This is a genomic window from Reyranella sp., from assembly GCF_030651995.1.
Lineage (GTDB): Bacteria > Pseudomonadota > Alphaproteobacteria > Reyranellales > Reyranellaceae > Reyranella.
On the sequence record NZ_JAUSBN010000066.1, the window covers coordinates 1 to 22,433 of the forward strand.

Here is a 22,433-nt window from a genome sequence, read left to right on the forward strand (position 1 = left end):
AGCGTTCGGATCGAGGCGCGGCACGCCAGCGGCGATCTTGCCCTCGCCTCACGCTATATCGATGAATTGGTGCAGCGCGGCACTGCCGTGTTCGTGGTGCCGGGACCGGCGGCGGCGCGCCTGGTGGTGCAGCGCACGGCCATACCCGTGGTGGCGATCGGGCTGGTGCCCACGCCGGTGGCAGGGGATCCCTATGGAAGCCTGGCGCGGCCAGGCGGCAGCGTCACCGGCTTCTCGACCATCGGAGAGGAACTGTCAGGAAAGCGTATCGAGCTGCTGCGCCGCGCTCTCCCGCACATAACCCTGCTGGGCATCCTGCACAATGTAGCCGATCCTGTTTTTCGCCACTGGGGGGAGGCAACCGAGTCGGCGGCACGCGCCCAAGGGTTGGCCACGCTTCGGTTGGGATTGACTGTGAAATCCGACGCCGAACTAGTTCAGCGTCTGCGGCAACTGAAGGACGCCGACGGCAGCACGCTAATTGTCATTCGCGATTTTCTCACCTCCTCGCTGATGCGGCCGATCTGCGAAAAGGGACTTGAGCTCGGCGTGGCCGTCGCGGCGGAGCCACTGGAATTTGCTGAAGCGGGCGCGCTCATGAGCTACGGCCCCGACATACCCGACCTGTTCCGGCGCGCCGCGGGCTATGTTGACCGCATCATCAAGGGGGTAAAGCCCGCCGACTTGCCGATCCAGCTCCCCACCAAGTTCGAACTCGCCGTTAATCTCGGCACGGCGCGGCGGCTTGGCATCACACTGCCGCCCGATGTGCTGGTCGCGGCCGACCAGGTGATCGAGGGCTGAGCGCTTGCCTTGCTCGGCATGAAGGCGGCCCTGCCGCAGCCAGAAGAGCAGAAGGAGGTCAAGACAGCGATCGGCACCTCGCGCGCCTGCGGCTATGTCAGATCGAATCGCCCGACCTGGTCTCCCCGTCGGTCCGGAGCGGCGGCGGAAGGTCGACGGCGTTCTCGCTGCGATCGCGATAGAGAGCGGCGCGGCCCAGCAGCATCAGCGTGACCGGCGTGGTCACCGTCAGGAACACCGCGATCAGCACCTCGTGCAGCACTGGGCGCGATTGCAGGACGGAAAAAAAGAGGATGGAACCGAGCAGGATGCCTGCGGCCCCCCAGGTGGCGCCGAGACTGGGGGCGTGCAGGCGATCGTAGAAGGTCTTGAGGCGCACCAGGCCGATGGCGCCGACCAGCGTGAGGCTGGCTCCCAGCAGGACGAGGAAGGAGGCGAGGAGGGCGGCCCAGACCGGCAGATCGGCGGCGTGGTTCATTCGATGATCTCCCCGCGCATCAGGAACTTGGCGAGCGCCAGGGTCGCAATGAACCCCAGCAGGGCGATCACCAGCGCCGCCTCGAAGTAGAGCGTGCTGCCCGTCCGCATGCCGAAGACCAGCAGGAGCAGCATCGCATTCACGTAGAAGGCGTCGAACGCCATGATGCGATCCTGCGCCCGGGGACCGCGCAGCATGCGGACCGCGGCGATCACCATCGCGGCCCCGAGCAGGACCAGCGCGACCAGCAGGGACCAGGAGAGGATTGTTGCGCTCATGCCAGTATCTCCAGCAGCAGCCGTTCGTAGCGGTTCGTGATCAGGTCGATCCAGTGAGCCTCGTCCACCAGGTCGAAGACGTGGATCAGGAGTTTGTTGGCGGTCGAATCGTACTCGACCCAGGCCGTGCCTGGCGTGCAGGTCAGGATGCAGGCGAGGATCGCCAGCGCCGCCGGCTCGCGCAGCTCCAGCGGCACGATGACGAAACCCGAGACGCGCCGGTGCTGCCCGGGGAACAGGATCAGCCGGGCCACGGCGACGTTCGAGCGCCAGACGTCGACCAGGACGATCGCCACCAGCTTGGGAATGAGATGCCAGCGCCTGATCCGCGACCTCGGCGGTTGCAGTGCGGCGGTCACGTTGGAGGCGGCAACGCCGATCACGCTGCCCAGCACGAGATGTCCCAGCGACAGGCCGTTCAGGAGCAGCCACATCGCGAGCAGCGACACGGCCAGCAACGGGTAGGGCAGAAGGCGGCTCATTGGAGGCCTGCCTTCGCCGGCGGAACGCGCGGCGCCGACAGAACATCCTCGATGTAGGATGAGGGTGTCAGCACGGAGCGCGCGGTCTCCTCCATGTAGCGCATCACCGGACCGCCCTTCACGGCGAGGACGAGCGTGAGCAGGAGAAGGGCTGCGACCGGGGCCACTTCGACCGCGAGCACCCGGGGAGCGACAGCATCGACCGGGGCCCAGAAGGCGCGGATGCCGACGCGCGACAAGGTCATCAGGGTCGCGACACCGGACAGGAGGAGCAGCACGATGAAGGCCCAGTTGGCGGCCGAGAGGCCGGCCGTCGCTCCCTCGCCGGCCGGCGCGAAGAGAGCCGCCAGCAACGCCAGCTTGGCCACGAATCCCGACATCGGCGGCAGGCCGATCAGCAGCAGGGCGCAGGCGATGAAGCAGGCGCCGAGGAGGACCATCGTGCCCGGAGAGCCCATGCCACCCGCGCTCGCGGCATCTTCCTCGCCGGGCTCGGCGCCCATGGCTTCCGCCGTTACGGCGATCAGGTCGGCACCCGGGTTTTGGCCCCGCTCGATCAGTTCGATCAGAAGGAAGAAGGCGCTGATCGTGAGGGTCGAACTGGCGAGATAGAAGAGGGCGCCGCCGGTGACCTGGGGATCGGACAGGCCGATGGCGGCCAATACCGTTCCAGAGGAAATCATCAGGCTGAAGCTCGCGATGCGGGTCATCGCCTGCGAAGCGAGCACGCCCACCACGCCGAAGGCGATCGTCGCCAGGCCGCCCGCGAACAGCAGCGTGGTTCCATAGCCCGCGGCCTCGCCGGCCTCGCTTCCGAACAGCAGCGGCCGCCCGCGCAGCAGGACATAGAGGCCGACCTTGCTGAGGATTGCAAAAATCGCGGCGACGGGGGGCGCTGCCGCCGGATAGGCGCTCAGCAACCAGAAGCCCAACGGCCACATCGCCGCCTTCACGAGGAAGGCCATGGCGAGGATCGCCGCACCGACTTCGAGCAGGATCCGGTTCTCGCCGGTGAGAGCGGGAATGCGCGTTGCCAGATCGGCCATGTTCAGCGTTCCGGTGACGCCGTAGATCAGGGCGACGCCGACCAGGAAGAAGAACGCGGCGGTCAGGTTCACCACGACATAGTGCAGGCTCGCCTGCACGCGCCGCGGACCCGATCCGTGCAGCAGCAGGCCATAGGAGGAGGCCAGCATCACCTCGAAGAAGACGAACAGATTGAACAGGTCGCCGGTGAGGAAGGCGCCGTTCACGCCCATGACCAGGAACTGAAACAGCGTATGGAAGTGGTGGCCGACCGTATGCCAGCGGGCCATCGAGAAGATCAGCGATGCCGTCGCGAGGACAGCCGTCAGGAGGATCATCATCGCCGACAGGCGATCGAGCACCAGAACGATGCCGAACGGCGCCGGCCAGTTTCCCAGCAGGTAGACGCCGGGCGTGTCCGTATCGGCGGCCTGCAGGAGAAGGATGGCGATCGCCAGGTTCGCCAGCGTGGAGAACAGGTTGATCAGTCCCTTCAGGAACTGCCGACGCTCGTCGTAGACCGCCAGCAGCGCTCCCGCCACCAGCGGCAGCACGACGGGCGCGATGATCAGGTGATGTGCCCAGCCCGCCATCACCGCTCCTGACCGTCGACATGGTCGGTGCCCGTGAGGCCACGGGCTGCCAGCAGCACCACGAGCAACAGCGCGGTCGTCGCGAAGCCGATGACGATCGCCGTCAGGACCAGCGCCTGCGGCACGGGATCGGCATAGTCCGCAAGGGTGCCCGTGGTCGACCCGAGAACCGGTGGTGCGCCGGAGCGCAGCCGCCCCATGCTGAAGATGAACAGGTTGACCGCCAGGGCGCAGAGCGAGAGGCCGATGACGACCTGATAGGTGCGCGGCCGCAGGAGCAGCCAGACGCCCGAACCGGCCAGGATGCCGATGCAGGCCGCAAGGAGCAGCGCCATTACGCTTCCTCCCGCGCGGCCTGCGCCGTCGTCGTGCGCGAGGCGCGCAGCTTGCGCACCGATTGGTGAGCGAGCGCGATCAGCATCAGCACCGTCGCCCCCACGACCAGGCCGAAGACGCCAAGGTCGAAGAAAAGGGCGGTGGCGCCGGGTACGCTCCCGATCAGCGGAATGTCGACATACTGCGAATACGAGGTCAGGAAGGGGTAGCCGAACAGCCACGAGGCCATTCCGGTGATCGCGGCCAGGAGCAGACTCAGCCCGATCCAGTTGACCGGCAGGATGCGGAGCCTGTCCTCCACCCAGATCGTGCCGGAGGCCAGGTATTGCAGGATGAAGGCGGTCGCGAGCGTGATGCCCCCGGCAAACCCGCCCCCGGGCAGGTCGTGGCCGCGCAGGAACAGATAAATCGCCAGCACGATGATCACCGGGAACAGCCACTTCATGATGACCGAAGGCACCACAAGATAGTCGCCGAGCGTGTCGCCCGCCTTGCGGTCGGGTTCGGCCTCGTCGAAGGCGTTCTGCCGGCGCTGCTGCAGGGGCGAGCCGATATTGTCGGGCGCCGGCCGGAAACGGCGCAGCAAGGCGAAGATCGTGAGGGCGACGATGGCGAGCACGGTGATCTCGCCCAGGGTGTCGAAGCCGCGGAAGTCCACGAGGATCACGTTCACGACGTTGCGACCGCCGCCTTCCGTATAGGAGCGTTCCAGGAAGTAGCTCCCGATCGTCTCGGGCATCGGCAGCATCATCACGGCATAGGCAAGCGTCGCCATGCCGGCACCCACGACGAAGGCGATGCCGAGGTCGCGTGAGCGCCGCAGCCGTCGCCGCCAGGGTTCCTCCGCGGTCTCAATCTCCTCGAAGCGCTTGGGCAGCCAGCGCAGCCCCAGCAGGATCAGGATCGTGGTCACGATTTCGACCAGAAGCTGCGTCAGCGCCAGGTCGGGCGCGGAGAACCAGGCGAAGGTGATGCAGGTGGCGAGGCCCGCCCCGCCCAGCAGGACGAGCGCGACCAGCCGATGATACTTGGCCTGGTGTGCGGCGCCGATCGCGCAGCCGGCCCCGGCCAACCAGACCAGTGCGAGCGCGGGGTCGAGGTCGCTCCAATCGGGTCCTTGCAGGCCGAGGCTGCCCATCGAGATCGGCACAAACGCCGCGAGGGCGGCCGCCAGCAGCAGGATCCGCAGCTGGGGCTGCAGGCGGCGCGTGCTGAAGACCAATTCGGCGGCCCGCGACCATTTCAGGGACAGGACGATCACGCCCCGTTCGAACAGATGGCGGCCATTCAGGTGCCTCAGCACGGGCGGCCCCACCGGGCTGTGCCGCAGGTAGTTTTTGAGCGCGAGGTAGAGCAGCGCCCCGGCGACAAGAGCCACGGCGCTCATGATCAGGGGCAGGTTGAAGCCGTGCCAGATCGCGAGACTGAAGACCGGCGTGCGGGGACCCAGCACCGACTGCACGGCCGTGAGCAGGTAGGGGCCTACGGTCGCCGCCGGAAAGATGCCAACCACGAGGCAGGCCAGCACCAGGAACATGCTGGGGACGCGCATCCAGAACGGCGGCTCGTGCGGCTCGCGCGGCAGGTCGTGGGGCTTGGCGCCGAAGAAAACGGAATGGATGAAGCGCAGCGAATAGGTCACGGCAAAGGTGCTGGCCAGCACTGCGACGTAGGGCTGGGAGGTGTCGAGCAGCGAGTGGACATGGGTCTCGATCGCCTCGGCGAAGAACATTTCCTTCGACAGGAACCCGTTGAGGAGCGGCACGCCCGCCATGGCGGCGCTCGCCACCATGGCCAGGGTGGCAGTGACCGGCAGGTAGTGGAACAGGCCCCCCAGCTTGCGCATGTCGCGCGTGCCGGTCTCGTGGTCGATGATCCCGGCCGCCATGAACAGCGAGGCCTTGAAGGTCGCGTGGTTCATCATGTGGAAGATGGCGGCAACGGCGCCCAGCGGGCTGCCGAGACTGAGCAGCATGGTGATCAGGCCGAGGTGGCTGATCGTCGAATAGGCGAGGAGCCCCTTCAGGTCGTGTTGGAAGATGGCGAAGAAGGCGCCCAGCAGGAGCGCCGCCATGCCGGCGAGTCCCAGGAGCCAGAACCATTCGGGCGTCCCGGCCATGACCGGCCACAGGCGCGTCAGCAGGAAGACGCCGGCCTTCACCATGGTCGCCGAATGGAGCAGCGCCGAGACCGGCGTCGGCGCCGCCATGGCATTGGGCAGCCAGAAGTGGAACGGGAACTGCGCGCTCTTGGTCAGCGTGCCGAGCAGAATGAGAACGAGGGCCGGCAGATAGAGAACGTGCGAGCGGATGGCCTCGCCGGACGCCAGCACCTGGTCGAGATCGTAGCTGCCCACGATCTGCCCGATCAGGACGACGCCGGCCAGAAGCGCCACGCCGCCGAAGCCCGTGACGACGAGGGCCATGCGCGCGCCGTCGCGCGCGCCCGCCGTGTGATGCCAGTATCCGATCAGCAGGAACGAGAAGATGCTGGTCAGTTCCCAGAAGAACAGGAGGATGATCAGGTTACCGGCGATGACGATCCCGAGCATGCTGCCCATGAAGGCGAGCAGGAACGAGAAGAAGCGCGGCACCGGATCGTTCGGCGACATGTAATAGCGGGCATAGAGAACGACCAGGAAGCCGATGCCCGTCACCAGCAGGGCGAACATCCAGGCGAAACCATCGAGGCGCAGGGAAAAGCTGAGGCCGAGAGCGGGAATCCATTCTGCTTCGCTGCGCAGCACCCCGCGCTCGACGATCGCAGGATAGGCGAAAACCAGCAGAAAAAGGCAGATGAGTGCGACGCCGCCGGCCAGCCACGCTTCCGAATTACGCGCGTTCGGGCGGAACGTCGCAGCGAGGAGGCTGCCTACGAAGGGCAGAACGATCAGGATTGTCAGCAGTACGTCGTCGGTCATGAGCCCTGGCGATGCGTATCTGGGTGGACTGTCGGGCTGACTCTAACACTTTTGATCCAAATAGTTCCCTCTGCGCCGCGTCTCTGCGTTCGATCGTGCCGGACGCGTGAGAATTGTACTTTGGTATAGGGCGCTGCCTGCTCATGTACGATGGCGGTGAGCGGCTTTCTGGGACATCGTTGCCTCGTGTTCACTCTCGCGAAGGAGACATGACATGGCATTCATCACGACGAATGACGGAACCCAGATTTTCTACAAGGACTGGGGTCGCAAGGATGCGCAGCCCATCGTGTTCCATCATGGCTGGCCGCTGAGCGCCGACGACTGGGACGCCCAGATGCTCTTCTTCCTGGGCAAGGGCTTCCGGGTGATCGCCCATGATCGCCGTGGCCATGGCCGCTCGACGCAGACCGACACCGGCAACGAGATGGACACCTATGCCGCCGACGTCATCGAGCTCACCGACCATCTCGACCTGAAGAACGCCGTCCATATCGGTCATTCGACCGGCGGCGGCGAGGTGGCTCGCTATGTCGCGCGCGCCAGGCCGGGCCGTGTCGCCAAGGCGGTCCTGGTGAGCGCCGTGCCGCCGATCATGGTGAAGTCCGACAAGAACCCGAAGGGCCTGCCCATCGAGGTCTTCGACGGCTTCCGCACCGCCCTCGCGGCCAACCGCGCGCAGTTCTATCTCGATGTCGCCAGCGGCCCGTTCTACGGCTTCAACCGCGAAGGCGCGAAGGTGCTGCCGGGCACCATCCAGAACTGGTGGCGGCAGGGCATGATCGGCGGCGCCAAGGCGCAGTACGATTGCATCGCGGCCTTCTCGGAGACCGATTTCACGGCCGATCTGAAGGCAATCACGGTGCCGACGCTCGTGATGCACGGTGACGACGACCAGGTGGTTCCGATCGCCGACGCAGCCGAGCTTTCGATCAAGCTCCTGAAGCACGGCACGCTCAAGGTCTACAAGGGCTATCCGCACGGCATGCTGACTGTCCATGCCGACGTGCTCAATCCCGACCTGCTCGCCTTCATCAAGGCCTGAGCAGGAGGACGAGCCGGCTCTGCGCAGATCGTCCCGCGGCAATAAATGCCGCGGGACAGCCGCTCGGTCGTCAGACCATCATCACCTTGCCGGTGGGCAGGTCGTAATAGGCGCCGACGACCTTGAGCTTGCCGGCCGCGACCATGTCGCCCAGGATCGGCTTCTCGGTCTGCAGGCGACGGACGTTGGCCTGGACGTTGGCGATCATCGCGCGCTGCTGCAGATCGGCGCCCGGCGTCTTGAGGACTGGCTCGATGCCGGGTTTCATGGCGCGTACGAGGTCGGCGATGTGGCCGGGCAGGGTGTTGCCCTTCTGTAGCGCATCGACCGTGGCGTTGACCGCGCCGCAGCTCGTGTGGCCCAGCACCAAGATCACCTTCGTGCCCAGCACGGCGGCGCCGTACTCGAGGCTGCCCAGCCCGTCGGGCGTGACGAAGTTGCCGGCGACCCGGACGATGAAAAGTTCACCCGGTGCCTGGTCGAACGCCAGCTCGGGCGCCACGCGGGAGTCGGCGCAGCCGAGGATGGCCGCGAAGGGCGCCTGGCCCTGGGAGCGGGCAACCCGGCCGACGGAGTAGTCGCGCTCCGACATCTTGCCGGACGCGTAGCGTGCGTTGCCTTCCATCAGGCGCGCAAGCGCGGCATCGGGCGTTTCGGCCGAACGAGCGGGCTGCGCACTGGCCGGGGCCGCGGTCATGGCACCGATCGCCGTCATGGCGGCGAGACCGCCCATTCCCGAGAACAAGCGACGACGTGAAAGGCAAACGTTGCACATGGGATCCTCCTCAGGGAAAGCGCCACCTTAACTACACAAAAATCCTGAGCAATGAAACGCGAGGCATAACTGAGAGCAGGAATCGGCCAGGCCTTGTGTCAGGCGACTGTCCGTTCGCCCCCTGTGACGGGCAGGCGCGCCGGACCTGAGCGACGCGCCGCCGCCAGACGTCGAGCCTCGGCATCGCGGCCGGAGGCCAGGTAGGCCTGCAGCAGCGTCGCTTCCACCAGGTCGCCCTGCGCGCGGCTGCCGCCGATACGTTCGCGCTCGGGCAGCATCGGCTCGATCAGGTCGATCGTGGCCGCATAATCGCCGCGCCGGTAGGCCGCGAAGGCGCGGGCCACCGCGGGGATGACCGATCCGGACGGATAGCGTCCGGCGCTCGCCAGCTCCTCGATGGCCCCGATCCATCCTTCGAGCGCGGCGTCGTCGCCTGTGGCGGCGTAGGTCAGCGCGACATGCCAGTCGGCCAGGGACATGCCGGGGCGCGGCAGCTTCTCGTGCGCATAGTCCTTGAGCTTCGCCCAGCGCGCCGGATCGCGCGGATGGCCCGCGAGCTCCGATCGCCAGAGGAAGGCCGCTGAATCGGAGAGCTTCTGGTGAATGGCGCCGCGATGATCGTCGGCGCAGAAGGCCTCGTTGTAGAGGCGCAGTCCGCCTTCGAGATTGCCGGCGTGCAGCTCGAACAGGCCGAGATGCCAGCTGAGATGGCCGAACAATCCGCCGCCGCGATCGTAGACCGGCAGCCAGTCCCGCAGGAACTCGATGCCGGCATCCTGTTCCCCGGTCTCGTAGCAGAGATGGGCGAAGGCATGGGCGCCATAGGCGTTGCGCCGGTATTGCGCGAGGGAGCGCTCGATCATCGGGCGCGCCTCGTCGTGCCGCCCGATCTCCGACAAAGCCATCCCGCGATGCGCCTCGAACCACCAATCCTCGCCGTAGTGCGAGGCGAGGCCATCGAGAAAGTCGGTGAGGTCCTGTTCGCGGCCGGACAGGCCGGACATCCCGATCAGTCCGCCCTGGTTGGCGGCGAGGCTCAGTACCAGCGCATCGCGCGGCCATGTCTGCACATGGGTGCGCAGCGCCGCCAGGGCGGCGACCGACTGACCGGCGAACAGCGACCGAAAGACCTCGATCTGGCTCCGCTCACGCGCCGAGACTTCTTCAGCGCGGGACGAAGCCATCGCAAGGTCCGCGCGCATCGCCTCCGTCTTGCCAGCGAGCTGGGCCGCGCGGGCCCGGCCGATATAGGCCAAGGCGAAAGCCGGATCGGCCGCGATGGCCCGCTCGAACGAGGCGGCCGCGCCGGGATAGACCGTCAGCAGGAGATCGACGCCCTCGACATAGGCATCGCGCGCCGCAGCGCTCGTCGTGGAGAGGGGAAGGCCGTAGCGGTCCGTCAGCATGTGACCTCCAGAAGATCGATTGTCACCACGCCCCGTCACGCAGCCCGCGCCACTTCGGCCGCTGCCAGCACCATCGAAGCACACTTCTCGCCGATCATGATGGCAGGGGCATTGGTGTTGCCGCTGGTGAGGGTCGGCATGATCGAGGCGTCGGCGACCCGGAGGCCGGCGATGCCGTGGACCCTGAGCTCCGGATCGACCACGGCGCGCGGGTCGTTGCCCATCTTGCAGGTGCCGACCGGGTGATAGGTCGTCTCGGCATTGTTGCGCACCCATTCGAGCAGATCGGCATCGCTCTGGAGATGGGCGCCGGGGGCGATCTCCTGGCCGGTGACCTCCTTGAGCGGTGAGGTCGCCATCAGCTCGCGGCCCTTGCGCAGCACGGTCACGATGCCGGTGCGGTCGTGCTCGGTGGACAGGAAGTTGAAGCGGATCGCCGGCGGCTCGGCGGGGTCGGCCGACTTGATGTGGACGGAACCGGTGCTTTCGGAGCGCAGCACGTTCACGTTCATGGTGATGCCCTTCTGCGCCGACACGCGCCGCTCCTTGCCGACCATCTCGTAGAGGAAGGGCGCGATCGAGATGGTGGCGTCGGGCGAGTCGAGGCCCACGCGCGTGCGGAAGTAGAGCCGGATCGGCACCGCCGTCGACGCGAGAAAGCCTTCACGGAACATCGCGTATTTCAGCGCCTCGCGGGCCAGTCGCCAGCCGCGCGCATTGTCGTTGAAGGTGAGGTTCTTGCCCGTGATCTCGAACTTCATGCGCGGCGAGTAGTGGTCGCGCAGGTTCTCTCCGACACCTTGCAGCTCATGGACCGGCGTGATGCCGAGCGCGCGCAAGCGGTCTGCCTGGCCGATGCCGGACAGCTCGAGCAGCTTCGGCGAATTGATCGAGCCGCCGGAGACGATGACCTCGCGCGTCGCCCGCGCCTCGCGCTTCTGGCCATTGACGGAATAGCGAACGCCAACGCAGCGCTTGCCTTCGAGGATGAGGGATTCTGCGATCGCACCCTGGTCGATCTGCAGGTTGGTGCGCGAACGCGCCGGGTCGAGGTAGCAGAAGGCGGTGCTCTGGCGGCGTCCCTTGGTGATCGTCACCTGCGACATGCCAATGCCTTCCTGGGAGGCGCCGTTCTGGTCGGGATTGTAGGGCAGGCCCATCTTCTCGGCCGCCTCGATCATCTTCTCGAGCAGGGGCACCTTGTGGCGCGGCGTGTGGGTGACGGGGAGGATGCCGTTGCGGCCACGGAATTCGTCGGAGCCGCCCTCGAACCGCTCTATGCGCTTGAAGATCGGCAGCACGTCCTGGAAGCTCCAGCCGCGATTGCCGAGTTGGGCCCAGTGGTCGTAGTCCTGCGCCTGGCCGCGGATGTAGACCATGCCGTTGATCGAGCTGGAGCCACCCAGCATGCGGCCGCGCGGCACGGCGATGCGCCGCCCGCCCGAGCCTTCGTCAGGCTCCGAGGAGTAACACCAGTTGACCGCCGGATCGTCGATCATCTTGGAGACGCCGACCGGGACCTTCGACCAGAAGAAGTTCGAGCCCTGGGTGCCGGCTTCGAGCAGCAGGACGCGATGCTTGCCGCTCTCGGTCAGCCGGCTGGCGACGACTGCGCCCGCGGACCCGGCACCGACGACGATGTAGTCATAGGTCGAGTCGTTCTTCATTTCCGTTCTCCCTCGGGCGCAAGGGGAGCAGCCCTCGCGCGCGCTGACAAGCCTCGACGGGTGCGAACCGCGCTCCGGTTTCGCCCACGGGAATACCCTGCCATGCTGGTGGCCTTCCGGAGTCCTCATGCCGCAAAACGTGCTCGATCTCTTTCGCCTGACCGGCCGCACCGCTCTGGTCACCGGTGCCCGCCGCGAAATCGGCCGGGCGATTGCTCTGGCGCTCGCCGGCGTGGGCGCGAAGCTGGCGATCCACCATGCCGACACGGAGCAGGAGAGAGCCGACGCCGCCGCGGTCGTGCGCGAGATCGAACAGGCGGGTGGAAAGGCGCGGGCCTTCGGACAGGATTTCGCCGTGGCCGATGCGGGGCGTCATCTGGCGGCGGCGGTCTCGGCCTGGTCGCCGGTCGATATCCTGGTGCTCAACGCGTCGATCGAACTGCCGGAACCCTTCGACGAAATCACGCGCGAGCGGTTCGACCGGCAGATCGCGGTCAACCTGCGCAGCCCGCTGGAACTGTTGCAGGATCTCGTCCCGCCCATGGGCGGACGCGGCTGGGGCAGGGTCGTCACCATCGGCAGCGTCCAGCAGGTCCGGCCGCATCCGCAGATGATGGTCTATGCCGGCACCAAGGCGGCGCAGCTGAACTGGTCGTGGAATCTCGCCCGCCAGTTCGGCGGACAGGGCGTCACGGTGAACAATCTGGCGCCCGGCGCCATCCTGACGGCGCGCAACCGCGATCAGATGGCCACCGAGGGCGAGGCGCTCGTCCAGCGCATCCCGACCGGCCGGCTCGGCCAACCCGGAGACCTCGTCGGTGCCGCCCTGCTGCTGTGCTCGGACGCCGGCGCCTACATCAACGGCGTTAATCTTTACGTCGATGGGGGCCGCGCGATCGCCTAGGATTGCCCCTGCACGTCAGTAGGATTCAAATGGCCGCCGCTTCCGAAACTCGACTTTCCGCCGCTGAAACCGACGCCCTCCGGAAGATCGCCGGAACGATGGTTCCGGCAGATGCCGTCCTCGGCATGCCGGGCGCCGACGATCCGGCCATCCTCGACGACATCGTGAGATCGGTGGGCCGGGACCTTCCTCTCGTTCGCGAAGCGCTGACCGCGATCGCGACAAAGTCGTCCGGGGTGTTCGCCGAGATGGACCAGGCCGCGAGAGAAGGCCTGATCAACGATTGGTACGCGAGCGGCGGCGCGCCGGCGGTTGCCCTCGGGCGGGCGATCCTGGGCGCCTACTACCGCGACGATCGCGTGCTGTTGGCCCTCGGGCATGAAGCCCGCGCGCCCTTCCCCAAGGGCTACGTGCTGGAGCAGGGCGACTGGTCGCTGCTCGACGTCGTACGCGGCCGGCAACCCTTCTGGCGCGACGATCGGGTCGTCCCGATTGAGGATCGCTGACATGGCCGGCAACCAAAAGGTCGATGTCCTGATCATCGGGTCGGGCGCGTCGGGCGCCGCCGTGGCGTGGAGCCTGGCCGAGACGAAGATGCGCATCCTCTGCCTGGAACAGGGAGACTGGATGAAGCCGACCGACTTCCCCAGCAATGGCCGCGATTGGGAGGCTCGGCGCTACACGGATTTCGAGATCAGTCCGAACCGTCGCGGGCGGGACACCGACTATCCGGTCAACGACGACAATTCGCTGATGAAGATCGCCAACTTCAACGGTGTCGGCGGCGGCACGATCATCTACACGGCCCACTGGCCGCGCATGCATCCCTCCGACTTCAAGGTGAAGTCGCTGGACGGCGTGGCCGACGACTGGCCCGTCGACTACTGGGCGCTGGAAAAGTTCTACGAAGAGAACGACCGGATGATGGGCGTCTCCGGCCTCGCGGGCGACCCCGGCGTGCCGCCGCGCCATCCGCCGATGCCGCCCATTGCGCTCGGCAAGACGGGCACGCGCTACGCCCAGGCGATGAACCGGCTGGGCTGGCACTGGTGGCCCTCCGACAGCAGCATCGCCACCACCGATTATGAGGGTCGCGCCCGCTGCATCAATCTCGGTCACTGCACGCCGGGTTGCGCGCAGGGCGCCAAGGCCAGCACCGACATCACCTACTGGCCACTCGCGCTGCGATCCGGCGTCGAGCTGCGCACGCGCTGTCGGGTGCGCGAGATCACCACTGACGAGCACGGCATGGCGGCCGGTGCGATCTATTATGACGCCGACGGTGTCGAGCAGTTCCAGCCGGCCGAAGTCGTCATCCTGGCCTGCAACGGGGTCGGCACGCCGCGCCTGCTGCTGAACTCGGCCTCCGCGAGGTTTCCGAACGGACTTGCCAATTCGTCGGGCCTCGTCGGCAGGAACCTGATGCTGCATCCGTGGCCCATCGTCTCCGGTTATGTCGACGAGCCGCTAGACGGCGGGCGCGGGCCGATCAACACCATCTGGAGCAAGCAGTTCTACGAGACCGATCCGTCGCGTGACTTCGTGCGCGGCTACACCTTGCAGTTCGGCCGCGGCACCGGCCCGGCCAACCAGGCGATCGTCGGGGCCGCCTCGGGGCTGCTGCCCTGGGGTCGCGACCATCATCGCCGGTACCGGCGGATGCTCGATCACCGGCTGAGCATCGGCGTCGCCTGCGAGGATCTGCCCGAGGAGCACAACAGGGTCACCCTCGATCCCGTGCTGAAGGACAGCAACGGCATTCCGGCACCGAGGATCGACTACACGATCAGCGACAACACGCGCCGCATGATGGAGCACGGCATTGCCCGCGCCGAGGAGATCCTCACCGAGGCCGGCGCCACCGATCTCTATGCATCCCGAACCGCGTTGAACTATCCGGGCCATTTACTCGGGACGGCGCGCATGGGTACGGACCCGGAGCGCTCGGTGGTGAACCAATGGGGTCGGGCTCACGACGTGAAGAACCTGTTCATCGTCGACGGCAGCATCTGGGTCACCTCGGGCGGCGTAAATCCGACCTCCACCATCCAGGCCCTGGCGCTCTACGTCGCCGATCAGATGAAGCAACGGCTGGCGGCGCTGTTCGACTGAAGGCCAGACCGGGAAGCCAGCGTGAGGATTTTCGGCTAGTCTCTCCGCCATGATCGACAAACTGGAATTCCTGCTTGCGCTCTCCCAGGAGCGGAATTTCAGCAAGGCGGCCGAGCTGTGTGGCGTCACACAGCCCACTTTCTCCGCCGGCATCAAGAGCCTCGAGGACATGCTCGGCGTCATGCTGGTGCAGCGCACCTCGCGCTTCATCGGCTTCACCGCCGAGGGCGAGCGTGTGCTCGACTGGGCGCGCGGCATCGTGGCCGATACGCGTGCAATGCGGCAGGAGGTGAGCTCGCTGCGCAAGGGGCTCAGCGGCCGGCTGCGGATCGCCGCCATCCCGACGGCGCTCGCCATGGTCTCGGCGCTCACCACGCCGTTTCGCGCCCGGCATCCCAACGTGAAGTTCACCATCCTGTCGCGGACCTCGATCGAGATCCTGTCGATGCTGGAGAACCTCGAAGTCGATGCCGGCCTGACCTACATCGACAACGAGCCGCTCGGCCGGCTGCGCGCGGTGCCGCTCTATACCGAGCAGTACCGGCTGCTGACCTCGGAAAGCAGTCCGCTCGGCGAACGCGAGAGTGTCACCTGGGCCGAGGTGGGCAGGATTCCGCTGTGCCTGCTGACGCCGGACATGCAGAACCGGCGCATCATCGACCAGCTCCTGAACGAGGCCGGCGGCCAGGCCGATCCGACGCTCGAGTCGAATTCGATGATCGTGCTGTTCTCCCATGTCCGCACCGGTCGCTGGGCCAGCGTCATGCCGCAGAAGCTGGCCGACACGCTCGGCCTGACCGAGCACCTGCGCTCGATCCCGATCGTCGAGCCGGACGCCACCCACTCGATCGGCCTCGTCGTGCCCCGGCGCGAGCCCATGACACCCCTGGCGACGGCCCTGGTTGCCGAAGCAACCCAGTTGGCGGCGACCCTGGCCTGACGATTGTTTGCACCCGCCCAAGAGAGCGGCTTTGATAGGTTTGTTCTATTGCACCACTGAACAGCTTTATTGAGGCCAGGCACGCGGTCGCGGAATATTCATCAACCAGAGCCGGCGAAAAGAGCCTGCCGGCCGCTTTGGATGGAGTGCACGGTGTCGTCGCGTTGGAACGAGGCCGAGGCCACGGAAATCGTCCGCCGCCATGATGTGCGGGAGGGAGCGCTGCTGCCGATCCTGCACGATCTGCAGGCGGCTTTCGGGTATGTCCCGGAGCCGGCAATCCCGTTCCTGGCGCACGCTCTGAACATCACGCGCGCCGAAGTTCATGGCGTCGTCTCCTTCTATCACGACTTCCGTCGCGAGCCGGCGGGCCGCCACGTGCTGAAGCTCTGCCGCGCCGAGGCCTGCCAGTCGATGGACGGCGAGGCCTTGGCCAGGCGCCTGCTCGACCGGTTCGTCCTCGACTGGGGCGGAACCACGCCCGATGGGAGGGTCACGATCGAGGCGACCTATTGCCTGGGCCTCTGCGCCTCCGCTCCCTCGGCGATGCTCGACGGCGAGCCGATGGCGCGGCTGAATGACGAGTCGATCGACGAGATCGCCCGCGAGGTCTCGCGATGACGACACGCTTCTTCGTGCCGCGCGATGCCGCCGCCCGCGCGGTAGGCGCCGACAAGGTCGCCATCGCCTTGCGCGAAGAGGCCGGGCGGCGCGGCATCGAAATCGAGATCGTGCGCACCGGGTCGCGCGGCCTGTTCTGGCTCGAGCCCATGGTGGAAGTCGAGACGCCGGCCGGGCGTATTGCCTTCGGGCCTGTCGCAGCACGCGATGTGCCGGGCCTGTTGGCGGGCGGCCTGCCGATCGGCCTCCGTCATCCGCTGTGCCTCGGTCGGCCCGAAGACATTCCCTTCCTGAAGCGTCAGACACGGATCACCTTCGCGCGCTGCGGCGTCGTCGATCCGCTGTCGCTTGCCGACTGGCGGGCCCAGGGCGGCGGTCGTGGTCTCGACCGCGCCCGCAGCCTCGGGCCGGCGAAGACGCTGGCGGAGGTGACCCGGTCTGGCCTGCGCGGTCGCGGCGGCGCGGGCTTCCCGACCGGCATCAAGTGGCAGACGGTTGCCGACGCTTCGGCGGACCGGAAGTACATCGTCTGCAACGCCGACGAAGGCGATTCGGGCACCTTTGCCGACCGTATGCTGCTGGAGGGAGATCCCTTCGCGCTGATCGAGGGGATGGCGATCGCCGGCTTCGCCGTCGGTGCAGCCAAGGGCTTCGTCTACATCCGTTCCGAATATCCCGATGCGATACGAATCTTCGGGCGTGCCGTGCACCTTGCCGAGGGCGACGGGCTGCTCGGCGCCGGGGCCGGGTTCGACATCGAGGTTCGCGTCGGCGCCGGCGCGTATGTCTGCGGCGAGGAAACCGCGCTGCTCGAGAGTATCGAGGGCAGGCGCGGCCAGGTGCGCGCCAAGCCACCGCTGCCCGCGCACAGGGGCCTGTTCGGCCGGCCGACGATCATCAACAACCTGGTCTCGCTGACCACCGTGCCGTGGATCCTGGCCGAGGGTGCCGAGGCCTACGCCTCCTTCGGTATGGGACGCTCGCGCGGCACCATGCCGATCCAGCTCGCGGGCAACATCCGGCAGGGCGGCCTGTTCGAGGCGGCGTTCGGCGTGACTCTGGGCGAGCTGGTCGACGAGATCGGCGGCGGCACACGGAGCGGGCGGCCTGTGCGGGCGGTACAGGTCGGCGGCCCTCTGGGCGCGTACTTCCCGCGTGCCCTGTTCGATACGCCGTTCGACTACGAGGCCTTTACGGCGCGCGACGGGCTGATCGGTCATGGCGGCATCGTCGTTTTCGACGACACGGTCGACATGGCGCGCCAAGCCCGCTTCGCCATGGAGTTCTGCGCGATCGAGTCCTGTGGGAAGTGCACGCCCTGCCGCATTGGTTCGACACGCGGCGTGGAGACCATCGACAAGATCATCCGCGGCGAGCGGAGCGCCGCCAACCTCGAGCTCGTCGAGGATCTCTGCCAGACGATGAAGTTCGGCTCGCTCTGCGCCCTGGGCGGCTTCACGCCCTATCCGGTGATGAGCGCGATCAGGCATTTCCCCGAGGATTTCCTCCGCTCGCCCGTGAACGTGGCTGCGCAATAGAGGACCTGTCATGTCACTCGTTCCCGAAATCGACTTCGGCACCCCGGCCAGCCGCGCGACGGAGCAGGTCGCCCTCACCATCGACGGCCAGACGGTCACGGTGCCGGCGGGCACGTCGATCATGCGCGCAGCGATGGATGCCGGCATTCAGGTTCCCAAGCTCTGCGCCACCGACTCTGTCGAGGCCTTCGGCTCCTGCCGGCTCTGCCTCGTGGAGATTTCGGGCCGCGCCGGTACGCCGGCCTCGTGCACGACGCCGGTGGCGGCCGACATGGTCGTGTCGACCCAGACCGAGAAGCTGAAGAAGATCCGCAAGGGCGTGATGGAGCTCTACATCTCCGATCATCCGCTCGACTGCCTGACCTGCGCGGCCAATGGCGACTGCGGACTGCAGGACATGGCGGGAGCGGTCGGCCTGCGCGAGGTCCGCTACGGCTACGAGGGCGAGAGCCATACGAAGCAGGAGAAGGACGAGAGCAACCCGTACTTCACCTTCGACCCCGCGAAGTGCATCGTCTGCTCGCGCTGCGTCCGCGCCTGCGAGGAAGTTCAGGGTACCTTCGCACTCACCATCCAGGGCCGCGGCTTCGATTCGAAGGTCTCGCCCGGCGCATCGTCCGACGATTTCCTGAGTTCCGAATGCGTGTCCTGCGGCGCCTGCGTGCAAGCCTGCCCGACGGCGACGCTCTCGGAGAAGAGCCTGATCGAGATCGGGCAGCCCGAGCACTCGGTGGTGACGACCTGCGGCTATTGCGGTGTCGGCTGCAGCTTCAAGGCCGAGATGCGCGGCGAGGAACTCGTGCGCATGGTGCCGTGGAAGGAGGGCAAGGCCAATCGCGGGCACTCCTGCGTCAAGGGGCGCTTCGCCTGGGGGTACGCCCATCATCGGGAGCGGGTCCTGAAGCCGATGATTCGCGACAGCATCGACCAGCCGTGGCGCGAGGTGAGCTGGGACGAGGCGATCGGTCGGGTCGCGTCGGAGTTCCGGCGACTGCAGGAGAAGCATGGCCGTCTCGCCATCGGCGGCATCACCTCGTCGCGCTGCACCAACGAAGAAACCTACGTGATGCAGAAGCTGATCCGCGGCGGCTTCGGCAACAACAATGTCGACACCTGCGCGCGTGTCTGCCATTCGCCGACCGGCTTCGGCCTCAGCCAGGCTTTCGGCACCTCGGCGGGCACGCAGGACTTCGACTCGGTCGAGCAGAGCGACGTGATCCTGGTGATCGGCGCCAACCCGACCGATGCGCATCCCGTCTTCGCCTCGCGCCTGAAGAAGCGCCTGCGCCAGGGGGCAAGGCTGATCGTGATCGATCCGCGCCGCATCGACCTCGTGCGCATGCCGCACGTCGAGGCCGACTATCACCTGCCGCTGCGGCCCGGCACCAATGCCGCGGTGATGAATGCGCTCGCGTACACGATCGTCACCGAAGGCCTGGCCAACGAGCGGTTCGTGCGAGAGTTCTGCGATCGCGACGCTTTCGAATACTGGGCGGCCTTCGTGTCGGAGCCGCAGAACAGCCCCGAGGCGGTCGGGCTGATGGCCGGTGTCGATCCCGAGACGATTCGCGGTGCCGCGCGGCTCTATGCCACCGGCGGCAACGCCGCGATCTACTATGGCCTCGGCGTCACCGAGCACAGCCAGGGCACCACGACGGTCATGGCAATCGCCAATCTCGCCATGGTGACCGGCAATCTCGGACGGCCGGGCGTCGGCGTGAACCCGCTGCGCGGCCAGAACAACGTCCAGGGCGCCTGTGACATGGGCTCGTTCCCGCACGAGCTGACGGGCTATCGCCACATCTCCGATGATGCGACGCGCGAGATGTTCGAGAAGATGTGGGGCCGCTCGCTCGATGCCGAGCCGGGCCTGCGCATTCCCAACATGTTCGATGCGGCGATCGAGGGCACCTTCAAGGGGCTCTATGTCCAGGGCGAGGACATCCTCCAGTCCGATCCGAATACGGCCCACGTCGTGCAGGCGCTGTCGGCGATGGAGTGCGTCGTGGTGCAGGACCTGTTCCTGAACGAGACGGCGAACTACGCCCACGTGTTCCTGCCGGGCTCGTCCTTCCTCGAGAAGGACGGCACCTTCACCAACGCCGAACGTCGCATCAATCGCGTGCGCCGGGTGATGACGCCCAGGAGCGGCATGGCCGACTGGGAGATCACCCTGGCGATCGCCAGGGCCATGGGCTTCGAGATGCTGTACCGGCATCCGTCGGAGATCATGGACGAGATCGCGGCGCTGACGCCGACCTTCGCCGGCGTGTCCTACGATCTCCTGGACAGGGTCGGTTCGGTCCAGTGGCCCTGCAACGGAAAGGCGCCGCTCGGTACGCCGGTCATGCATGTCGGCGGCTTTGCCCGCGGCAAGGGGAACTTCCTGATCACCGAATACGTGCCGACCGACGAACGGACCGGCCCGCGCTTCCCGCTGCTGCTCACCACCGGCCGCATCCTCAGCCAGTACAATGTCGGCGCCCAGACGCGACGGACCGGCAATGTCGTGTGGCACGACCAGGACCTGCTGGAGATCCATCCGCACGATGCCGAGCAGCGCGGCGTGCGCGACGGCGACTGGGTCAAGCTCGACAGCCGCACCGGCAGTACCAGCCTGCGCGCCAGGATCACCGACCGGGTGGCGCCCGGCGTCGTCTACACGACGTTCCACCATCCCGAGACGCAGGCCAACGTGGTCACGACGGAGTTCTCGGACTGGGCGACCAATTGCCCCGAGTACAAGGTCACCGCCGTGCAGGTGTCGCCGTCCAATGGCCCCGGCGACTGGCAGAAGGAATATGCCGAGCAGGCACGGCACAGCCGGCGCGTCGCGGCGGAGTAGGCGGCATGTCGTCGGAGAAGCTCGTGATGATGGCGAACCAGATCGGCCGGTTCTTCGTGCCGCAGCGGGGCGTCGATCCCGCAGCCGCCATTGCCACGCACCTCCGGAAGTTCTGGGATCCCCGCATGCGCGCCGCCATCGTCGCGCATCTGGAGAAGGGCGGGGAGGGGCTGGACGAGCCCGTCCGCCAGGCCGTCCTCCGCCTCAAGGAAGACCGGGCGTAGTTTCTCGGAGAATTGGCGCATCACGAACGGCTTGGGGGGGCCCGCATGTCGGGACGGACGTCGACCAAGATCGTCGGCTCGACTTCCTCCGCAAATTGACCGGACTTTCGCGTGGCGGGATCGAATAAGTCGCCCTAGTATCAACCAGTGCGGGATAAGCTGTCGCGGCGTCGACGAAGGCTTTCCGTTTTGCCGTCTACACAATGAGCGACCTGATCAATGACACGTTTGACTTTTCTGATCCCGCTATCCGTCCTCCTGACCAGCGAGGCGTTGGCGCAAAGCGACGACGCGGCCTATTGCCGGAAGCTGAGTGACTACGCGACGCGATACACGGGCGACACCAGCTTCAATGGTGGAGCGCGTCCCGACTTCGACATCCTGGACGGAGTCGACAAGTGCAACAAGGGTAACACCGCAGCCGGCATCGCCGTCCTCGAGAAGAAGATCCGCAGCAAGGGCTTCACACCACCCCCTCGCTGAATGCAGCCGGGCGCGAATGTGCCGATTTCCGTGGGTCGCCAGCATCGATCGACATCGCATAAGCGGCCGGGCGTGGTTCCTCGCGGCTCGACGCATCACGAACGGATTGGCAGGATCGAATCAGCCCGCGTATGGTGCGCGTGAGCATACAAAGCATGTGGCGGCGTCGACCGATGCTCTCGGTTCGGCCGCCCATATCCGGTGAGCATCCTGATCCATGACACGGCTGACTTTTCTGGTTCTACTATCCGCCCTGCTGGCTGGAGAGGCGATGGCCCAAAGCGACGACGCGGCCTATTGCAAGAAACTCGGCGACTACGCGACCCGATACCTGGGTGATCCCGGCGGCAACGGCGGCACGCGTCCCGACTTCGACATCATGGAAGGCATCGACAAGTGCAACAAGGGTAACACCGCCGCCGGCATCGCCATCCTGGAGAAGAAGATCCGCAGCAAGGGGTTTACTCCGCCCGCGCGGTAGAGCGGCATGGCAAGGGCCGGGAAGAGTCCGTCCACATCAAAAAACGGCACTTTCAAGGCAACTCCAGATTGAGAAACGGGGCCATGGACAGGCGATGGTCAGACGGGGTGAAATATTGATATCGTAACGACGGTGCTGCTTGCGCGCCGGAAATTAGGGACACTCATGCTATGGCTTCAGGTACCGTCAAGTGGTTCAACGCCACCAAAGGCTACGGATTCATCCAGCCCGATTCGGGCGGCAAGGATGTCTTCGTCCACATCAGCGCGGTCGAGCGGGCCGGACTGAACGGCCTGAATGAAGGCCAGAAGGTCAGCTACGACGTACAGGTCGAGCGGGGCAAGGAAGCCGCGGTCAACCTCAAGGCCTGAGGCGGAGGCATCCGTACTCGTCGCTTTGTGCAGGTGAGCGTACGCAGTCCGGGAAACGAACGACACGATCGCACGCTCGTCCACCAACGGGCAGGGTGCTAGCT

The 22,433-nt window shown here is 66.5% G+C and carries 22 protein-coding genes; 13 read left to right on the forward strand and 9 right to left on the reverse strand.

Features of this window, described 5'->3' with window-relative positions:
• The coding region (locus Q7V45_RS19830) for an ABC transporter substrate-binding protein (RefSeq protein WP_304855224.1) at positions 1-804 on the forward strand (804 nt) is incomplete at its 5' end.
• 97 nt (positions 805-901) lie between these two features.
• On the opposite strand, the gene mnhG is transcribed toward Q7V45_RS19830, so the two are convergent.
• Genes mnhG through Q7V45_RS19860 form a run of 6 tightly spaced genes read right to left on the reverse strand, consistent with a single transcriptional unit; the run spans position 902 to position 6,917 of the window.
• Positions 902-1,282, reverse strand: a complete 381-nt coding sequence (gene mnhG, locus Q7V45_RS19835) for a monovalent cation/H(+) antiporter subunit G (protein ID WP_304855226.1) — start codon at positions 1,280-1,282, stop codon at positions 902-904.
• Complete coding sequence (locus Q7V45_RS19840) at positions 1,279-1,560, reverse strand: K+/H+ antiporter subunit F (RefSeq protein WP_304855229.1); 282 nt, start codon at positions 1,558-1,560, stop codon at positions 1,279-1,281. Before Q7V45_RS19840 ends, mnhG begins: the two co-directional genes overlap by 4 nt.
• Positions 1,557-2,042 carry a Na+/H+ antiporter subunit E gene (locus Q7V45_RS19845; RefSeq protein WP_304855232.1) on the reverse strand — a complete coding sequence of 162 codons (486 nt, stop codon included), beginning with the start codon at positions 2,040-2,042 and terminating at the stop codon, positions 1,557-1,559. Before Q7V45_RS19845 ends, Q7V45_RS19840 begins: the two co-directional genes overlap by 4 nt.
• Positions 2,039-3,661 carry a monovalent cation/H+ antiporter subunit D gene (locus tag Q7V45_RS19850; protein WP_304855233.1) on the reverse strand — a complete coding sequence of 541 codons (1,623 nt, stop codon included), beginning with the start codon at positions 3,659-3,661 and terminating at the stop codon, positions 2,039-2,041. Before Q7V45_RS19850 ends, Q7V45_RS19845 begins: the two co-directional genes overlap by 4 nt.
• Entirely contained in the window at positions 3,661-3,996 is a 336-nt protein-coding gene (locus tag Q7V45_RS19855) for a Na+/H+ antiporter subunit C (RefSeq protein ID WP_304855235.1), read from the reverse strand. The genes Q7V45_RS19850 and Q7V45_RS19855 overlap by 1 nt, the downstream gene beginning before the upstream one ends.
• A complete protein-coding gene (locus tag Q7V45_RS19860; protein WP_304855238.1) occupies positions 3,996-6,917 on the reverse strand; it encodes a monovalent cation/H+ antiporter subunit A in 2,922 nt (973 codons plus the stop codon). The genes Q7V45_RS19855 and Q7V45_RS19860 overlap by 1 nt, the downstream gene beginning before the upstream one ends.
• Positions 6,918-7,131: 214 nt before the next feature.
• Between Q7V45_RS19860 and Q7V45_RS19865 the strand changes: the two genes are divergently transcribed.
• Complete coding sequence (locus Q7V45_RS19865; RefSeq protein WP_304855240.1) at positions 7,132-7,962, forward strand: alpha/beta fold hydrolase; 831 nt, start codon at positions 7,132-7,134, stop codon at positions 7,960-7,962.
• A gap of 70 nt (positions 7,963-8,032) precedes the next feature.
• Here Q7V45_RS19865 and Q7V45_RS19870 read toward each other — a convergent pair whose 3' ends face one another.
• The 3 genes from Q7V45_RS19870 to Q7V45_RS19880 form a co-directional block, all read right to left on the reverse strand.
• On the reverse strand, positions 8,033-8,737 hold the full coding sequence (locus tag Q7V45_RS19870) for a carbonic anhydrase (RefSeq protein WP_304855242.1): 705 nt from the start codon (positions 8,735-8,737) through the stop codon (positions 8,033-8,035).
• Between the two features lie 98 nt (positions 8,738-8,835).
• On the reverse strand, positions 8,836-10,143 hold the full coding sequence (locus tag Q7V45_RS19875; protein WP_304855244.1) for a tetratricopeptide repeat protein: 1,308 nt from the start codon (positions 10,141-10,143) through the stop codon (positions 8,836-8,838).
• A 35-nt stretch (positions 10,144-10,178) separates the two neighbouring features.
• Positions 10,179-11,810, reverse strand: coding sequence for a GMC family oxidoreductase (locus Q7V45_RS19880; protein ID WP_304855246.1), 1,632 nt, complete (start codon positions 11,808-11,810; stop codon positions 10,179-10,181).
• Between the two features lie 127 nt (positions 11,811-11,937).
• On the opposite strand from Q7V45_RS19880, the gene Q7V45_RS19885 reads away from it, so the two are divergent.
• The 11 genes from Q7V45_RS19885 to Q7V45_RS19935 all read left to right on the forward strand — a co-directional run bounded on the left by Q7V45_RS19885 (position 11,938) and on the right by Q7V45_RS19935 (position 22,329).
• Entirely contained in the window at positions 11,938-12,714 is a 777-nt protein-coding gene (locus Q7V45_RS19885; protein ID WP_304855249.1) for an SDR family NAD(P)-dependent oxidoreductase, read from the forward strand.
• Between the two features lie 29 nt (positions 12,715-12,743).
• Positions 12,744-13,220 (forward strand): hypothetical protein, encoded by a 477-nt coding sequence (locus Q7V45_RS19890; RefSeq protein ID WP_304855250.1) that lies wholly within the window; start codon positions 12,744-12,746, stop codon positions 13,218-13,220.
• Between the two features lies 1 nt (position 13,221).
• Complete coding sequence (locus Q7V45_RS19895; protein ID WP_304855252.1) at positions 13,222-14,826, forward strand: GMC family oxidoreductase; 1,605 nt, start codon at positions 13,222-13,224, stop codon at positions 14,824-14,826.
• Positions 14,827-14,875: 49 nt separating this feature from the next.
• Positions 14,876-15,766 carry a LysR family transcriptional regulator gene (locus Q7V45_RS19900; protein ID WP_304855254.1) on the forward strand — a complete coding sequence of 297 codons (891 nt, stop codon included), beginning with the start codon at positions 14,876-14,878 and terminating at the stop codon, positions 15,764-15,766.
• Between the two features lie 141 nt (positions 15,767-15,907).
• Positions 15,908-16,387, forward strand: coding sequence for a formate dehydrogenase subunit gamma (locus Q7V45_RS19905; RefSeq protein WP_304855256.1), 480 nt, complete (start codon positions 15,908-15,910; stop codon positions 16,385-16,387).
• Positions 16,384-17,925 (forward strand): NADH-quinone oxidoreductase subunit NuoF, encoded by a 1,542-nt coding sequence (locus tag Q7V45_RS19910; RefSeq protein ID WP_304855258.1) that lies wholly within the window; start codon positions 16,384-16,386, stop codon positions 17,923-17,925. Before Q7V45_RS19905 ends, Q7V45_RS19910 begins: the two co-directional genes overlap by 4 nt.
• A 10-nt stretch (positions 17,926-17,935) precedes the next feature.
• Entirely contained in the window at positions 17,936-20,770 is a 2,835-nt protein-coding gene (gene fdhF / locus Q7V45_RS19915) for a formate dehydrogenase subunit alpha (RefSeq protein ID WP_304855259.1), read from the forward strand.
• Positions 20,771-20,775: 5 nt separating this feature from the next.
• Complete coding sequence (locus tag Q7V45_RS19920) at positions 20,776-20,994, forward strand: formate dehydrogenase subunit delta (RefSeq protein WP_304855260.1); 219 nt, start codon at positions 20,776-20,778, stop codon at positions 20,992-20,994.
• Between the two features lie 219 nt (positions 20,995-21,213).
• The gene (locus Q7V45_RS19925) at positions 21,214-21,477 is read left to right on the forward strand and encodes a hypothetical protein (RefSeq protein ID WP_304855261.1); all 264 of its coding nucleotides are present in this window, start codon (positions 21,214-21,216) and stop codon (positions 21,475-21,477) included.
• A 271-nt stretch (positions 21,478-21,748) separates the two neighbouring features.
• Positions 21,749-21,958, forward strand: a complete 210-nt coding sequence (locus Q7V45_RS19930; protein ID WP_304855263.1) for a hypothetical protein — start codon at positions 21,749-21,751, stop codon at positions 21,956-21,958.
• Positions 21,959-22,128: 170 nt separating this feature from the next.
• The gene (locus tag Q7V45_RS19935; protein ID WP_304855265.1) at positions 22,129-22,329 is read left to right on the forward strand and encodes a cold-shock protein; all 201 of its coding nucleotides are present in this window, start codon (positions 22,129-22,131) and stop codon (positions 22,327-22,329) included.
• Positions 22,330-22,433 lie beyond the last annotated feature (104 nt).

Coding starts and splice junctions, on each gene's coding strand:
- mnhG (WP_304855226.1), bottom strand. CDS start 1,282: ATGAACCACGCCGCCGATCTGCCGGTCTGGGCCGCCCTCCTCGCCTCC.
- Q7V45_RS19840 (WP_304855229.1), bottom strand. CDS start 1,560: ATGAGCGCAACAATCCTCTCCTGGTCCCTGCTGGTCGCGCTGGTCCTG.
- Q7V45_RS19845 (WP_304855232.1), bottom strand. CDS start 2,042: ATGAGCCGCCTTCTGCCCTACCCGTTGCTGGCCGTGTCGCTGCTCGCG.
- Q7V45_RS19850 (WP_304855233.1), bottom strand. CDS start 3,661: ATGGCGGGCTGGGCACATCACCTGATCATCGCGCCCGTCGTGCTGCCG.
- Q7V45_RS19855 (WP_304855235.1), bottom strand. CDS start 3,996: ATGGCGCTGCTCCTTGCGGCCTGCATCGGCATCCTGGCCGGTTCGGGC.
- Q7V45_RS19860 (WP_304855238.1), bottom strand. CDS start 6,917: ATGACCGACGACGTACTGCTGACAATCCTGATCGTTCTGCCCTTCGTA.
- Q7V45_RS19865 (WP_304855240.1), top strand. CDS start 7,132: ATGGCATTCATCACGACGAATGACGGAACCCAGATTTTCTACAAGGAC.
- Q7V45_RS19870 (WP_304855242.1), bottom strand. CDS start 8,737: ATGTGCAACGTTTGCCTTTCACGTCGTCGCTTGTTCTCGGGAATGGGC.
- Q7V45_RS19875 (WP_304855244.1), bottom strand. CDS start 10,143: ATGCTGACGGACCGCTACGGCCTTCCCCTCTCCACGACGAGCGCTGCG.
- Q7V45_RS19880 (WP_304855246.1), bottom strand. CDS start 11,810: ATGAAGAACGACTCGACCTATGACTACATCGTCGTCGGTGCCGGGTCC.
- Q7V45_RS19885 (WP_304855249.1), top strand. CDS start 11,938: ATGCCGCAAAACGTGCTCGATCTCTTTCGCCTGACCGGCCGCACCGCT.
- Q7V45_RS19890 (WP_304855250.1), top strand. CDS start 12,744: ATGGCCGCCGCTTCCGAAACTCGACTTTCCGCCGCTGAAACCGACGCC.
- Q7V45_RS19895 (WP_304855252.1), top strand. CDS start 13,222: ATGGCCGGCAACCAAAAGGTCGATGTCCTGATCATCGGGTCGGGCGCG.
- Q7V45_RS19900 (WP_304855254.1), top strand. CDS start 14,876: ATGATCGACAAACTGGAATTCCTGCTTGCGCTCTCCCAGGAGCGGAAT.
- Q7V45_RS19905 (WP_304855256.1), top strand. CDS start 15,908: ATGGAGTGCACGGTGTCGTCGCGTTGGAACGAGGCCGAGGCCACGGAA.
- Q7V45_RS19910 (WP_304855258.1), top strand. CDS start 16,384: ATGACGACACGCTTCTTCGTGCCGCGCGATGCCGCCGCCCGCGCGGTA.
- fdhF (WP_304855259.1), top strand. CDS start 17,936: ATGTCACTCGTTCCCGAAATCGACTTCGGCACCCCGGCCAGCCGCGCG.
- Q7V45_RS19920 (WP_304855260.1), top strand. CDS start 20,776: ATGTCGTCGGAGAAGCTCGTGATGATGGCGAACCAGATCGGCCGGTTC.
- Q7V45_RS19925 (WP_304855261.1), top strand. CDS start 21,214: ATGACACGTTTGACTTTTCTGATCCCGCTATCCGTCCTCCTGACCAGC.
- Q7V45_RS19930 (WP_304855263.1), top strand. CDS start 21,749: ATGGCCCAAAGCGACGACGCGGCCTATTGCAAGAAACTCGGCGACTAC.
- Q7V45_RS19935 (WP_304855265.1), top strand. CDS start 22,129: ATGGCTTCAGGTACCGTCAAGTGGTTCAACGCCACCAAAGGCTACGGA.